The sequence below is a fragment of the Pseudomonas sp. GW822-FHT03F04 genome (genome assembly GCF_058801405.1).
This window is the reverse complement of sequence record NZ_JBXANF010000006.1, coordinates 389,850-404,587: the sequence shown is the minus strand read 5'-3', so window position 1 is coordinate 404,587 and position 14,738 is coordinate 389,850. Positions and strand designations below refer to the sequence as shown.

Annotated in this window: 12 protein-coding genes, 3 tRNA genes and 1 riboswitch; of the genes, 1 reads left to right on the top strand and 14 read right to left on the bottom strand. The window is 61.1% G+C overall.

The window, feature by feature from the left end; genetic code table 11:
• Positions 1-2: 2 nt before the first annotated feature.
• The 7 genes from AC1RMX_RS16885 to ltaE form a co-directional block, all read right to left on the bottom strand.
• A tRNA-Arg gene (locus AC1RMX_RS16885) sits at positions 3-76 on the bottom strand.
• Positions 77-148: 72 nt separating this feature from the next.
• Positions 149-225: transfer RNA gene (locus tag AC1RMX_RS16880), tRNA-Arg, on the bottom strand.
• Positions 226-332: 107 nt separating this feature from the next.
• Positions 333-423 (bottom strand) — tRNA-Ser (locus AC1RMX_RS16875).
• A 62-nt stretch (positions 424-485) separates the two neighbouring features.
• On the bottom strand, positions 486-674 hold the full coding sequence (gene csrA, locus AC1RMX_RS16870) for a carbon storage regulator CsrA (protein ID WP_002554426.1): 189 nt from the start codon (positions 672-674) through the stop codon (positions 486-488).
• Positions 675-861: 187 nt separating this feature from the next.
• Entirely contained in the window at positions 862-2,103 is a 1,242-nt protein-coding gene (locus AC1RMX_RS16865) for an aspartate kinase (RefSeq protein ID WP_096818090.1), read from the bottom strand.
• Positions 2,104-2,193: 90 nt separating this feature from the next.
• On the bottom strand, positions 2,194-4,812 hold the full coding sequence (gene alaS / locus AC1RMX_RS16860) for an alanine--tRNA ligase (protein WP_102621024.1): 2,619 nt from the start codon (positions 4,810-4,812) through the stop codon (positions 2,194-2,196).
• Between the two features lie 146 nt (positions 4,813-4,958).
• A complete protein-coding gene (gene ltaE, locus AC1RMX_RS16855; protein ID WP_493072571.1) occupies positions 4,959-5,963 on the bottom strand; it encodes a low-specificity L-threonine aldolase in 1,005 nt (334 codons plus the stop codon).
• A 197-nt stretch (positions 5,964-6,160) separates the two neighbouring features.
• A riboswitch (FMN riboswitch) is annotated at positions 6,161-6,332 on the top strand.
• A gap of 102 nt (positions 6,333-6,434) precedes the next feature.
• Between ltaE and AC1RMX_RS16850 the strand changes: the two genes are divergently transcribed.
• A complete protein-coding gene (locus tag AC1RMX_RS16850; protein ID WP_011335530.1) occupies positions 6,435-6,944 on the top strand; it encodes a 6,7-dimethyl-8-ribityllumazine synthase in 510 nt (169 codons plus the stop codon).
• A gap of 43 nt (positions 6,945-6,987) precedes the next feature.
• On the opposite strand, the gene astE is transcribed toward AC1RMX_RS16850, so the two are convergent.
• The 7 genes from astE to AC1RMX_RS16815 form a co-directional block, all read right to left on the bottom strand.
• Positions 6,988-7,998, bottom strand: coding sequence for a succinylglutamate desuccinylase (gene astE / locus AC1RMX_RS16845; protein ID WP_192558775.1), 1,011 nt, complete (start codon positions 7,996-7,998; stop codon positions 6,988-6,990).
• 12 nt (positions 7,999-8,010) lie between these two features.
• Complete coding sequence (locus AC1RMX_RS16840) at positions 8,011-8,301, bottom strand: topoisomerase II (RefSeq protein ID WP_192558776.1); 291 nt, start codon at positions 8,299-8,301, stop codon at positions 8,011-8,013.
• Between the two features lie 62 nt (positions 8,302-8,363).
• Positions 8,364-9,710: an N-succinylarginine dihydrolase gene (gene astB / locus AC1RMX_RS16835; RefSeq protein ID WP_493072570.1), complete on the bottom strand. Its 1,347-nt coding sequence runs from the start codon at positions 9,708-9,710 to the stop codon at positions 8,364-8,366.
• Between the two features lie 73 nt (positions 9,711-9,783).
• Positions 9,784-11,253 (bottom strand): succinylglutamate-semialdehyde dehydrogenase, encoded by a 1,470-nt coding sequence (astD, locus tag AC1RMX_RS16830; RefSeq protein ID WP_493072594.1) that lies wholly within the window; start codon positions 11,251-11,253, stop codon positions 9,784-9,786.
• Positions 11,250-12,275 carry an arginine N-succinyltransferase gene (astA, locus tag AC1RMX_RS16825; RefSeq protein ID WP_096818101.1) on the bottom strand — a complete coding sequence of 342 codons (1,026 nt, stop codon included), beginning with the start codon at positions 12,273-12,275 and terminating at the stop codon, positions 11,250-11,252. The genes astD and astA overlap by 4 nt, the downstream gene beginning before the upstream one ends.
• A 51-nt stretch (positions 12,276-12,326) precedes the next feature.
• Positions 12,327-13,346: an arginine/ornithine succinyltransferase subunit alpha gene (gene aruF, locus AC1RMX_RS16820; protein ID WP_096818103.1), complete on the bottom strand. Its 1,020-nt coding sequence runs from the start codon at positions 13,344-13,346 to the stop codon at positions 12,327-12,329.
• Between the two features lie 131 nt (positions 13,347-13,477).
• Positions 13,478-14,698, bottom strand: a complete 1,221-nt coding sequence (locus AC1RMX_RS16815; protein ID WP_096818105.1) for an aspartate aminotransferase family protein — start codon at positions 14,696-14,698, stop codon at positions 13,478-13,480.
• Between the last annotated feature and the right edge of the window lie 40 nt (positions 14,699-14,738).

Sequence of the window (14,738 nt, the reverse complement as noted above, 5' to 3'; positions counted from 1 at the left end):
GGTGCACTCGACAGGATTCGAACCTGTGACCGCTCGGTTCGTAGCCGAGTACTCTATCCAGCTGAGCTACGAGTGCATTTGTGTTTGTTAGACCAGATCACACCTGGTTGAAGCCGAGTCATTTACATTGCTGCAATTGACTCTTAAATGGTGCACTCGACAGGATTCGAACCTGTGACCGCTCGGTTCGTAGCCGAGTACTCTATCCAGCTGAGCTACGAGTGCATTTGTTGCGCCGCATTATAGCCCGTCTAATCTCTATTCCAACCACTTTTTCTATTAATTTCAACAACTTACAGAAAAAGCCAGATTACAACGTACTAAGCAAATAATGGCGGAGAACGGGGGATTCGAACCCCCGACACCCTTGTGAGGTGTACTCCCTTAGCAGGGGAGCGCCTTCGGCCACTCGGCCAGCTCTCCGCAACACGGGGCGTATCTTAACCAACCTTTTCCCCGTTTGCAAACATAAAAATCAATAAAAATTAATGACTTGGTTCTTCGTCCTTCTCTTTCTTTATACGCAGGTAGATTTCCTCACGGTGCACGGCGACCTCTTTCGGGGCGTTGACGCCGATACGCACTTGATTTCCTTTGACGCCGAGCACGGTCACGGTGATTTCGCCATCACCGATAATCAGGCTTTCTGCGCACCGACGAGTCAGAATCAGCATACCTTTCTCCTCACGCGAATCATTTCAGGGACAACAGTCTGCAAAAAAAAGGCACCCGACCTACAACCGGAGCGATCGTAGCCCTACATGCCTGAGTATTGACCAGCGCGAGCAAAAGAACAGTTCAGGGCTCGCGCCATTCAAAAAATAAAGGGCGCGGTCAGACCGCGCCCTTCATTGACCAGGATTACTCGCCCTGACGGGCCGGAGCGTCCAGTTCGAAAGCCGTGTGCAGGGCGCGCACGGCCAATTCCAGGTACTTCTCTTCAATCACTACGGAAACCTTGATTTCCGAAGTCGAGATCATCTGGATGTTGATGCTTTCCTTCGCCAGGGATTCGAACATGCGGCTGGCCACACCTGCGTGGGAACGCATGCCGACGCCGACGATCGAGACCTTGGCAATCTTGGTGTCGCCGACGACTTCACGGGCACCGATCTCGCGAGCCGTGTTTTCCAGCACGGTCTGTGCGGCCTGGTAGTCATTGCGGTGCACGGTGAAGGTGAAGTCGGTGGTGTTATCGTGCGCGACGTTCTGCACGATCATGTCGACTTCGATGTTCGCGGCACTGATCGGGCCGAGAATCTTGAACGCCACGCCCGGGGTGTCTGGCACGCCACGGATGGTCAGCTTGGCTTCATCGCGGTTGAAAGCGATGCCGGAAATGATCGGCTGTTCCATGGTTTCCTCTTCATCAATAGTAATGAGGGTGCCCGGACCCTCCTTGAAGCTGTGCAGTACGCGCAGCGGAACGTTGTACTTGCCGGCGAACTCCACCGCACGGATCTGCAGCACCTTGGAACCGAGGCTGGCCATTTCCAGCATCTCTTCGAAGGTGATCTTGTCCAGACGCTGAGCAACCGATACCACACGCGGATCAGTGGTGTAGACACCATCGACGTCGGTGTAGATCTGGCATTCGTCAGCCTTCAACGCAGCAGCCAGCGCCACGCCGGTGGTGTCGGAACCACCACGACCCAGGGTCGTGATGTTGCCGTGCTCGTCGACGCCCTGGAAACCGGCGACCACAACCACGCGGCCGGCCTTCAGGTCGCCGCGAATCTTCTGGTCATCAATCTGCAAGATACGCGCTTTATTGTGCGCACTGTCCGTCAGGATCCGCACCTGATTACCGGTGTACGACACCGCTGGCACACCGCGCTTGATCAGCGCCATGGCCAACAGGGCAATCGTCACCTGCTCACCGGTGGAAACGATCACGTCCAGTTCACGCGGAACCGGTTGATCTTCGCCACTGATTTGCTTGGCCAGATCGATCAGACGGTTGGTTTCGCCGCTCATTGCAGACAGCACAACCACCAGGTCATCGCCGGCATCGCGGAATTTCTTAACCTTGTCGGCGACCTGCTCGATTCTCTCGACAGTGCCGACCGAGGTGCCTCCAAATTTCTGTACGATCAAAGCCATTTCAAAGCCGCCTCTGCCCATGAAGGGCGCCCAATAATCACTCAAACAGCCGCCGGGCCCGCCACTAGACTGCGGGCCCGACGGGCCGTCTTATAAACCCTGCTCGACGAATGGAACGGTCAGCGCCAGTGCGCCATCCAGTGCGCCGGCGTCGATACCGCCGCCCTGCGCCATGTCCGGACGACCACCGCCCTTCCCGCCCACTGCCGCAGCAGCCTGTTTCATCAAATCACCGGCTTTGAGTTGGCCAGTCAGGTCCTTGGTCACGCCAGCGACCAGTACGACCTTTTCCTCATGGACACTGCCGAGCAGGATCACTGCGCGACCGAGTTTGTTTTTCAGCTGATCGACCAGCGCCAGCAGCGCCTTGCCGTCCTGACCATCCAGACGCACGGCCAGGACCTTCACGCCCTTGACGTCCACGGCCGAGGCCGACAGATCGTCGCCCGCGGCAGCAGCGGCCTTGGCCTGCAACTGCTCGAGCTGCTTTTCCAGCGCACGGTTGCGCTCCAGCACAGCCGACAGCTTGTCGATCAGGTTGTCGCGGCTGCCCTTGACCAGGCTGGCCGCTTCCTTGAGTTGTTCTTCCGCCGCGTTCAAGTAAGCCAGCGCCGCAGCGCCGGTGACCGCTTCGATACGACGCACACCCGATGCCACACCGCCTTCGCTGATGATTTTCAGCAGGCCGATGTCGCCGGTACGGTTGGCGTGGATACCGCCGCACAGCTCGACGGAGAAATCGCCGCCCATGCTCAGCACGCGCACGTTGTCGCCGTATTTCTCGCCGAACAGCGCCATCGCGCCTTTCTGCTTGGCGGTTTCGATGTCGGTTTCTTCGGTTTCAACAGCAGAGTTCTTGCGGATCTCGGCGTTGACGATGTCTTCCAGCGCTTTGATTTGCTCAGGCTTGATCGCTTCAAAGTGGCTGAAGTCGAAACGCAGGCGCTGGCTATCAACCAACGAACCTTTCTGTTGAACATGCTCACCCAGCACCTGACGCAATGCAGCGTGCAGCAAGTGGGTGGCCGAATGGTTCAACGAAGTCGCATGACGCACTTCGGCATCCACGTGGGTTTCCACTGGCGCGCCGATGAGCAGGCTGCCGGACGCCAGCACGCCGTGGTGCAGGAACGCGCCGCCAGTCTTGGTGGTGTCGCGCACATCGAAGCGGCTGTTGCCGGCCTGCAGATAACCGCAGTCGCCCACCTGGCCACCGGACTCAGCGTAGAACGGCGTCTGATTCAGAACGATCACCGCCTCTTCGCCTTCATTCAAGACGTCGACCGACTGGCCATCTTTATAGATAGCGACAATTTTCGCCGAACCGCTGGTGTCGGTGTAACCGGTGAACTCGGTGGCCACATCAACCTTGACCAGCGTGTTGTAGTCCAGACCGAACGAACTGGCCGAACGTGCACGAACACGCTGGGCTTCCATCTCGCGTTCGAAACCGACTTCGTCGATGGTCAGGCTGCGCTCGCGAGCGATGTCCGCAGTCAGGTCCATCGGGAAACCGTAGGTGTCGTAGAGTTTGAACACCACGTCACCCGGCACTACGGTGCCTTTGAGTTCCAGCAGATCCTGCTCGAGGATCTTCAAGCCGTGATCCAGAGTCTTGGAGAACTGCTCTTCTTCGGCCTTGAGCACGCGTTCGATGTTCGATTGCTGCTTCTTCAGTTCCGGGAACGCTTCGCCCATTTCGGCGACCAGCGCTGCAACGATCTTGTAGAAGAAGCTGCCGGTGGCGCCCAGCTTGTTACCGTGACGGCAGGCACGACGGATGATCCGGCGCAGCACGTAGCCACGGCCTTCGTTGGACGGCAGCACGCCGTCGGCGATCAGGAAACCGCACGAACGGATGTGGTCCGAAACAACCTTGAGCGACGACTGATCGCCATTTTCGCAGCCGATTGCTTCGGCCGATGCGCTCAGCAGGTTCTTGAACAGGTCGATTTCGTAGTTGGAATTGACGTGCTGCATCACCGCACTGATCCGCTCCAGGCCCATGCCGGTATCCACCGACGGCGCTGGCAACGGATGCAACACGCCGTCGGCGGTGCGGTTGAACTGCATGAACACGTTGTTCCAGATCTCGATGTAACGGTCGCCGTCTTCTTCCGGCGAACCCGGTGGGCCGCCCCAGATGTGGTCGCCGTGATCGTAGAAAATCTCGGTGCATGGGCCGCACGGGCCGGTATCGCCCATGGTCCAGAAGTTGTCGGACGCGTAAGGCGCGCCTTTGTTGTCGCCGATGCGGATCATGCGCTCGACCGGCACACCGACTTGTTGGGTCCAGATGTCATACGCTTCGTCGTCGGAGGCGTAGACGGTGACCCAGAGCTTTTCCTTCGGCAGTTTCAGGACACCGGTCAGGAACGTCCAGGCGAAGGTAATCGCGTCATGCTTGAAATAGTCACCGAAGCTGAAGTTACCCAGCATTTCGAAGAAGGTGTGGTGACGGGCGGTATAACCGACGTTTTCCAGGTCGCTGTTCTTGCCACCGGCACGCACGCATTTCTGGCTGCTGGTCGCACGGGTGTACGCGCGCTTTTCCTGGCCCAGGAAGCAGTCCTTGAACTGGTTCATCCCCGCGTTGGTGAACAGCAGGGTTGGGTCGTTGCCCGGAATCAAAGAGCTGGAGGCTACACGGGTGTGGCCTTGCTCTTCGAAGAAGCGAAGGAAGGCTTCACGGATTTCTGCGCTTTTCATTAGGTTCTTCCACGGAGGCTGCGGCCAAAGGCCTGTACGAAACGTCAACAGACGAAACGACGGCAAAGGGCCGCATTATATCGGCCCTGCGCGCGGGGTACAGCGTGTTTATACGATAGAAACGGTCAATTGAGGGGCTAACGCTGTCACTTGCGCGAAAACTCGACGAATGTCGCGATCACTTGCTCGATTTGCGAACGATTGACGTCCATGTGCGTGACCATCCGCAGACGGGCGGCAGCGCTCAATTTGATCCCGCGCTCGGCGGCAAACGCCTTGATCGCCTCGGCACGGTCGCCCATCTGCACGTAAACCATGTTGGTCTGCACCGGCTCGACGGTGAAACCGGCCGCACGCAGGCCTTCGGCCAGAAATTGCGCGTTGGCATGGTCATCCGCCAAACGCTCGACGTGGTGATCCAATGCATACAACCCCGCCGCCGCCAGCAAGCCGGCCTGGCGCATGCCGCCGCCGACCATCTTGCGCAGGCGCCGCGCCTTGCCGATCAACTCGACCGAACCGCATAGCACCGAGCCGACCGGCGCGCCGAGGCCTTTGGACAGGCACACCGAGACCGAATCGAAGTGTTGCGTGATTTCCCGGGCATCGACCCCTAGCTTGACCGCCGCGTTGTACAGCCGCGCGCCGTCCAGATGCAGGGCCAGTCCGTTGTCCTGAGTGAACTGGCGAGCCCGGGCCAGATACTCCAGCGGCAGCACTTTGCCTTGCATGGTGTTTTCCAGCGCCAGCAGACGGGTGCGGGCGAAGTGGAAGTCGTCAGGCTTGATCGCCGCCGCCACCTGATCCAGGTCCAGCGAGCCATCGGCCTGCACTTCCAGCGGCTGCGGCTGGATCGAACCGAGTACCGCTGCGCCACCCCCCTCGTACTTGTAGGTGTGCGCCTGCTGACCAACGATGTACTCGTCACCGCGTTCGCAATGCGCCATCAAGCCCAGCAAGTTGCTCATGGTGCCCGTCGGGACGAACAGCGCCGCAGCAAAACCCAGCCGTTTTGCCAGTTCGGTTTCCAGACGATTGACCGTCGGATCTTCGCCATACACATCATCACCGGTGGCCGCAGCGGTCATCGCGTCGAGCATGGCGGGAGTCGGTTGGGTGACGGTGTCGCTGCGAAGATCGATAACACTCATGAACCTGGCCTCTAGTCAGCAGGGGAAATCCCTTTTCGTAGAGGAATTACTGCGGGCATGGCGCGGATTAATCAACCCTCGCGCAAGGAAAAGTCGTTTCCACGCTTCGAAAAATCCGATGGCAATCATCACAAAGGCGCAATGCACAGCCCGCCGATCTGTGTTAAAAACGCTGCGCCGCCCGATAAAGGGTGGCGAAACGTTCTCAGGGCGGGGTGCAATTCCCCACCGGCGGTAATTGCGCGCAATGCGCATAGCCCGCGAGCGCTTGGTGTCAGGCACGGCAAAAGCCGTGAGCGGCGGCAAGGTCAGCAGACCCGGTGTGATTCCGGGGCCGACGGTCATAGTCCGGATGAAGAGAGAACGGGATTGACGCCAAAGGGCCGTCCGCCGTGTTCGCGCGAGCGTGCGTACCCTTGAATCCCTTTCGATTCATAACGCCCTGTTTTTCACACAAACAGGAGTCAGAACATGCAACCCACCGCTATCGACAGCAAAAGCAAACACACTCACGGCGAGCGCGTCGCGTTCATCCAGGCCTGCTGGCACAAGGAAATCGTCGACCAGAGCCGTAAAGGCTTCCTCGCCGAAATGATCGCCCAGGGCTATCAGGAATCGGACATCGATTTCTTCGAAGTCGGCGGCGCCTTTGAAATGCCTCTGCACGCCAAGCTGCTGGCCAAGACCGGCCGTTATGCCGGTATCGTCGCGGCCGCCCTGGTGGTGGACGGCGGGATCTACCGTCACGAATTCGTCGCCCAGTCGGTCGTCAGCGGCCTGATGCAGGTTCAGCTGGAAACCGAAGTGCCGGTGTTCTCGGTATCGCTGACCCCGCACCACTTCCATGCCGGCGAAGAACACCAGAAGTTCTTCTTCGAGCATTTCGTGCACAAGGGTCAGGAAGCGGCGAAGACGTGCGCGGATACGCTGCAGAAAGTGCGTGCGTTGCGCCGCACCGAGCCACGCGCCGTAGCGGTCTGATGCAATAACGATCTCCCCCGCGCTGCGCGGGGGAGATTCAGTGTCAGGCCAACTGCGCGTCAGTGGTCGGCACAATCAAAATGCCCGCCCGCAGGCCGTTCTTGACCTTGGGATTGGGGAAGATGATCCGCGCGCCCTGCTCCTCGATGATCCAGCGGGTATTGGCCAGGTCTTCGGCCAGCACATAACCCACATCCAGTTCCGAAAAGTTTTCGATGTCCGCCGGCAGGTTCAGGCGGAACGCATCGCTGTGCTTGATGATTTCCCGGGCCACGCTGAACAGTTGCAGACCGTCCAGACCTTGCTCGGCCATCTCCGGCTCGGTACCTTCGATGATCTGCTTCAGACGGGTTTCCAGCAGCGACACATTGACCCCGGCGTTCTGCCCGAACGGCCGCGCCTTGCCCAGTTCCAGGGTGAAGGACTCGGCACCGAGCTTGTCGTAGGTGTAGGAGCTGAACACGATCGACGGCTTGTTCTGCAACAGCACCGCCTCCATGCCGGCCGCACGCAGACGGGACAGTTCAAGACGGGAATGCTGGCGACCTTCCTTCCACGGATACAGGGCGAACTGCTCGATCTTCGAACCGCGAATCGCCGTGTGCAGGTCGTAGTGCAGACGCTGACGATCCGGCACGCTGAAGAAGCTCGCCGCCAGGCGCTCCAGCTCGCAGGCGCGCAGGGCTTCGGAGCCGCTGCTTTGTTCGTGACGGCCGTTGAACAGCCGATTGACGTCCTGCTCGATGAAACGCTCGCCCTTGCGAATCGCTTCCGGGTTGCCGAACAGGAACAGAATGCGTGCGCGCGGCTTCAAGTCGCCGCGGGCGATGTCATGCAGCAACCGGTCGAGCAATTCGATCGGTGCCGTTTCGTTGCCGTGGATCCCTGCCGACAGCAGCAGGTCCAGGCCATTGTCGCGTGCTTCGGGTGGCCGGACTTCCAGCGCACCCTCGCTCAACCAGCGCATGCGCACGCCTTCGACAGTCAGTTGAGTCTTCTCCGCCGGTTCGCGGCCGGCGAGGGTCAGTTCAAGCAGTTTGCCGAGGGCGAGCATAGAGCGGTTTCCTTAGTGGTCGTGGTTGCAATCCGGGCCGTGCACGTGACCGTCATCGTCGCCGAGGTCAGCCGGTTCCATCTCCAATTGCAGACTTACCAGATTAGTCGCCAATGGGCGCAACAGCAGGTTGGCGTATTCAGCATCGCCTTCTTCGACGTCCACGCCGATCAACAGTTGGCCGCGGCCGTCCTGCTGGATCCACAGCTCTTTGCCTTGCCACATGACCGCGACGCGGGTGCAGGAAGTTTCCAGTTGCTTGCCGTCGGTGTCTTCAAGGATCAGCCGCAGGGAATCGCTCATGTCTTTTTTACGCTCTGTTGGGGTGACAAGCCGCGCGCCGCGTTCAGGCGGCGCGCCGGCCATCAATTGATCTGGAATGGATAAACCGCGCCCAGTTTAAGGATTTGCGTCAGTTCATCCAGTGCCGTCCGGCATTCAAGCAGCAATTGCGGGTCCGCCAGATCGCTTTCGCTCAGGCGGTCGCGGTAGTGCTTTTCAACCCATGCGGTCAACGAACCGTACAACGGGGCGGTCATGATAACCCCTGGGTTGACGGCCGCCAGCTCGGTTTCGTTGAGCGCGACGCGCAGTCGCAGGCACGCCGGGCCACCGCCGTTCTGCATGCTTTGCTTGAGGTCGAAGACTTTCACTTCGCCGATCAGGCCGCCGGAGCTGGTCAGGCCTTGCAGGTAATTCCACACGCGCTCGTTGCCACGGCACTCTTCCGGCACGATCAGCAGCATCGAACCATCAGGGCGCGACAGCAACTGGCTGTTGAACAGGTAGGAACGCACCGCGTCGTCCACGGTGACCGCCGAGCGTGGCACGCAGACCGACTGGAATTTGCCGCCGACCTTGGCCAGTTTGGCTTGCAGTTCGGCCAGCATCTGTTCGGTGTCGAGGAACGCGTCCTCGTGATAGAACAGCACCTCACCATTGCCTACCGCGATCACGTCGTTGTGGAACACGCCCTGATCGATCACCGCCGGATTCTGCTGCGCGTAGACCACGCCTTCGTCACGCAGGCCGTGCAGACGGGCAACGGCTTGCGAGGCTTCAAGGGTCTGGCGCGCCGGGTACTTTTGCGGCGCCGGGTAACGGGTGTCGAACGCACTGCGACCGAAGACGAAGAACTCGACGCCAGCCTCGCCGTACTCACGGCAGAAACGCGTGTGGTTGGCCGCGCCTTCGTCGCCGAACTGCGCCACCGCCGGCAATGCGGCGTGGTGAGCAAAGCGTTGCTGGTCAGCGAACATCGCACCGAGCACGCGGCTGGTGGTCGGGTGCTCGATGCTGCGGTGATATTTGCAATTGAGGTTGGCGGCGGTGAAATGCACGCGACCGTCAGCGGTGTCGGCACTCGGGCTGACCGTGGCGGCGTTGGCCACCCACATGCTCGACGCCGAGCAGCTGGCGACCAGCAGCGGCATCGCGTCTTTCGCGGCGCGCTCGATGACCTGGGCGTCGGTGCCGCTGAAACCCAGACGGCGCAAAGCGGCTACGTCCGGACGCTCCTGCGGTGCGAGAACGCCCTGCTGAAAGCCCATTTCCATCAGCGCTTTCATTTTCGCCAGGCCTTGCAGCGCCGCTTCCTTCGGATTCGAGGACTGCTGGCTGTTGCTCTGGGACGCAACGTTGCCGTAGGACAGACCACCGTAGTTATGGGTCGGCCCCACTAGACCGTCAAAATTGACTTCATAGGATTTCATCAGCGAGGCTCCACGAGAATCTGTTTTTATAGGCATCAAATAACAATCGAGTGCAATCGAGGCGCGACGCGCCTCACGCCATCTTCACGCCAGGCGTCAGGGCCGCCGGCATCACCAGGCTCGGGGTTTCCAGCGAGGCCACCGGGTACGCGCAGTAATCCGCCGCGTAGTAGGCACTGGCGCGGTGGTTGCCCGAAGCGCCGACACCGCCGAACGGCGCGCTGCTCGCAGCACCCGTCAGCTGTTTGTTCCAGTTGACGATACCGGCACGGCTTTCCAGCCAGAACTGCTGGTAGCGCTCTTCGGAATCCGACAGCAGGCCAGCGGCCAGACCAAACGCGGTGTCGTTGGCTTCGGCAATCGCCGCCGCGAAATCGGCGTAGCGGATCACTTGCAGCAACGGGCCGAACAGTTCTTCGTCGGAGCGATCGGCAACCGCCGTCACATCAACGATGCCCGGGGTCAGCAGCGCCGACTGCGCCTGTGGCTGAGTCATTGCCAGCAGCGACACTGCGCCATTGGCCAGCAGATGTGCCTGGGCATCCATCAACGCTTTCGCCGCGCCGAGGGAAACCACCGAGCCCATGAACGGCGCCGGCTGCTGATCGAACGCGCCGACCTCGATGGTCGAGCTCACGCCCACCAGACGCTTGAGCAGACTGTCGCCCCACGCGCCTTGCGGCACCAGCAGACGACGGGCGCAGGTGCAACGCTGACCGGCGGAAATGAACGCCGATTGAATGATCGTGTACACCGCCGCATCGAGGTCAGCGACCTGATCGACCACCAGCGGGTTGTTGCCGCCCATTTCCAGCGCGAGGATCTTGTCCGGACGACCGGCGAACTGCTGGTGCAGGTGATTACCGGTACGACTCGAACCGGTGAAGAACAGACCGTCGATGCCCGGATTCGCCGCCAGAGCGATCCCGGTTTCACGGGCGCCTTGCAGCAGGTTCAGCACGCCGGCCGGCAGACCGGCTTCGATCCAGCACTTGACCGTCAGCTCGGCGACTTTCGGCGTCAGCTCGCTTGGCTTGAACAGCACGCTGTTACCGGCCAGCAGCGCCGGCACGATGTGGCCGTTCGGCAAATGCCCAGGGAAGTTGTAAGGGCCGAACACCGCTACCACGCCGTGGGGCTTGTGGCGCAACACGGCGGTGGCGTCGCCCAATGGGCCGCTCTTCTCGCCAGTACGTTCGCGGTAGCTTTGCACCGAGATCGCGATCTTGTTGACCATGCTGGTGACTTCGGTCGCGGCTTCCCACAGCGGTTTGCCGGTTTCCTCACCGATGGTGCGGGCCAGCTCGTCGGCGTGGTTTTTCAGCGCGGCGGCGAAAGCCTCGAGCACGCTGATGCGATCTTCCAGGGTACGACGGGCCCAGCCCGGGAACGCCTGACGCGCAGCCTGCACGGCCGACTCGACCTGAGCGGCGGTGGCACCCTCCCCCGACCACAGCACTTGCTGGGTCACCGGGTTCAGCGATTGAAAGGTCTCGCCCTGACCGGCCAGCCACTCACCTGCGATGTATAGCGAATTCATTATTTCGACTCCCGAGCAGCGGACAACGCCACGGCGCGAACCTGATCGCCAGCGTTGAGTTGAAGACGTTTGGCGGTCAGCGGATCGACCACCAGCGTGCCGGCGGCCAGACGGGCCGGCGCAGCCGTGATGCGGCAGTCTTCGCGTTTGCGGTTATGGATGATGAACGGCGTGGCGTCTTCGCCCGGCGTGCCGATGGCCAGCACCAGCGCCTCGCTGTCACGCACTGCGCGGATCTTGCTGGTCTCGCACTCGATGGCCGGGCCGGCATCGAAGATGTCGACATAGCCCTGATAGCTGAAACCTTCGCTCTTGAGCATCGCCAGCGCCGGCTCGGTGTCCGGGTGCACCTGGCCGATGACGTTGCGCGCGTCCGGCGACAGGAAGCAGGTGTACAACGGGAATTTCGGCATCAGTTCGGCGATGAACGCCTTGTTGCCGACGCCGGTCAGGTAATCGGCCTGGCTGAATTCCATTTTGAAGAAGTGACGGCCCAGACTTTCCCAGAACGGCGAACGGCCGGCTTCATCCGACACACCGCGCATCTCGGCAATGATCTTGTTGCCGAACAGCTGCGGGAATTCGGCGATGAACAGCATCCGCGCCTTGGACAGCATGCGACCGTTGAGGCCGGTGCGGTAGTCGGCGTGCAGGAACAGCGAGCACAGTTCGGAGTTGCCGGTCAGGTCGTTGGCCAGGAACAGCGTCGGGATCTCGCGATAGATGTTCAGCTCCTGCGAGGCGCTGACGGTCAGGCCGACACGGAAGTTGTACCAAGGCTCGCGCAGACCGACGGCGCCGGCGATGGCGGAAATCCCCACCACGCGACCGTTGTCGTCTTCGAGCACGAACAGGTAGTCCGCGTCGCCACGGCCGGCTTCACCGCGAAAGGTCTTCTCGGCCCAGCCGACCCGGTGGGTCAGGCGCTCTTCGTTGGCCGGCAACGTGGTCAGGCCGGTGCCGGTGCTGCGGGCCAGGTCGATCAGAGCGGACAAATCGCTGCTGCGTACGGGACGAACAATCATGCTATCTCCTCAAACGGGCCGCCGTGGCCACCCGTGAAACTCGCTAAGGCGTTAAACCGCCACCAGGCGCACGCTGGCACCTTCACCGACGCCCAGGGCTTCGGCCGCTTCCAGATCCAGGGTCACCGGTTTGCCCGGCGCGTAATCCAGTTCCAGCAATACCGCGCGGTAATCCTGCAACTGGGCATTGGCCACCAGATACTGGCGCCCGGCACCTTTGACCGGCTCGCCGATCTTCACCGGCACCACACGGCTCTGGGCGATCGAACGGATCCCCGAGACGCGTGCATGCAGGGTCGGGCCACCGTCGAAAATGTCGATGTAGTGATCGGTCTCGAAGCCTTCGCGCATCAGGATGTCGAAGGTGATCTGCGCACGCGGGTGAACCTGGCCCATCGCTTCCTGAGCAGAATCCGGCAGCAGCGGCACGTAGATCGGGTAATGCGGCATCAGTTCGGCGAGGAACGTGCGGCTTTTCAGGCCACACAGACGCTCGGCCTCGGCGTAGTTCAAGTCGAAGAAGTTGCGACCGATGGCGTCCCAGAATGGCGAGTCGCCGTTCTCGTCGCTGTAACCGACGATCTCGGTCACCACCGAATCAGCGAACCGCTCCGGGTGACTGGCGACGAACAGCAGACGGCCACGGGAGTTGAGTTCCGAGAACGGCGAACCCACAAGCTCGCGCTGCACGTAGAAACTGGTCAGCAGACTGTTGCCGGTCAGGTCGTGGCATTGCGAGAGCACGTGGATCTTGTTGTGGATCTTCAGCTCGCGGGAGGCATGCACGAAGGTCTCGTTGCGAAAGCTGTAGAACGGCTCGGAATAACCGGCCGAAGCGACGATCGCCGAGCAGCCCACCAGTTTGCCGGTGGCGGTGTCTTCAAGGACGAAGAAGTAACTCTCTTCACCGTTGAAGCTCACTTCGGCAGCAAACGAGGCTTCGCTCGCGGCGATCTTGTCGCTCAGGCGTTCCACGTCATCCGGCAAGGAAGTGACACCAATCGGGCTGTCCGCAGCCAGACGCTGTACCTCGCCCAGATCAGCCATTTGCGCGGGGCGCATCACCAGCATGGTGTCACTCCTTTCTCAACTTCAGGTCGGCGAAAGCGCCGACTCGGGAAAAAAATGCCGGGCAGGCCCGGCACAGGAAAATTGTCCCGCCACCAGTCCATGACGACAGGCGGCGGGCGGTCTTGCATGAATCAGGCTTGGGTCAGTTTCGCTGCAGCACGTTCGAAGCGATCCAGACCGGCGTCGATATCCGCGTCTTCAACCACCAGGCTCGGGGCGAAACGGATCACGTCCGGACCCGCCTGCAGAATCATCAGGCCTTCTTTTTCAGCGGCGTTGAAGATGTCCTTGGCCTTGCCTTTCCAGGCATCGCTCAGCACACAACCGATCAGCAGCCCGAGGCCACGCACCTGGGTGAACAGGCCGTACTTCTCGCCGATCTGTTGCAGGCGGGTCTTGAACTTGTCGTGCTTGGCGTTGACGCCGTTCAGCACCTCAGGGGTGTTGATCACGTCGATCACCGCTTCGGCCACGGCGCACGCCAGCGGGTTGCCGCCGTACGTGGTGCCGTGCGTGCCGACGACCAGGTGCTTGGCCAGCGCTTCGGTGGTCAGCATTGCGGCGATCGGGAAACCGCCGCCCAGGCTCTTGGCGCTGGTCAGGATGTCCGGAACCACACCGTAATGCTGGTAGGCGAACAGGTTGCCGGTACGGCCCATGCCGGTCTGCACTTCGTCGAACACCAGCAGCGCGTTGTTCGCGTCGCACAGTTCACGGGCACCTTGCAGGTAAGCCAGCTCGGCCGGCAGTACGCCGCCCTCGCCCTGGATCGGTTCCAGAACGACCGCGCAGGTCTTGTCCGAAACAGCGGCTTTCAGAGCCGCCAGATCGTTGTACGGCACGTGGGTGATGCCGGTGATTTTCGGGCCGAAACCGTCGGAGTACTTCGACTGGCCACCGACGTTCACGGTGAACAGAGTACGGCCGTGGAAGCTGTTGAGCGCAGCGATGATTTCGTACTTCTCGGTGCCGAAACGGTCGAACGCAACGCGACGGGCCAGCTTGAAGGCGGCCTCGTTGGCTTCGGCGCCGGAGTTGCAGAAGAACACGCGCTCGGCAAACGTGGCGTCGATCAGCTTGTGCGCCAGGCGCAGGGCCGGTTCGTTGGTGAACACGTTGGACACGTGCCACAGCTTGTTCGCTTGCTCGGTCAAGGCACCGACCAGCGCCGGGTGCGCATGGCCCAATACGTTGACGGCGATGCCGCCGGCGAAGTCGATCAGCTCGCGGCCGGCCTGGTCCCAGACGCGGGAACCGGCGCCACGCACCGGAATGAAAGCGGCAGGCGCGTAGTTGGGAACCATAACCTGGTCGAAATCGGCGCGTTGTACCGCAGCGTGCTCAACGGACATCGGAGTCTCCTGATGAGGGCCACCCGCCTGAAACTGGCGA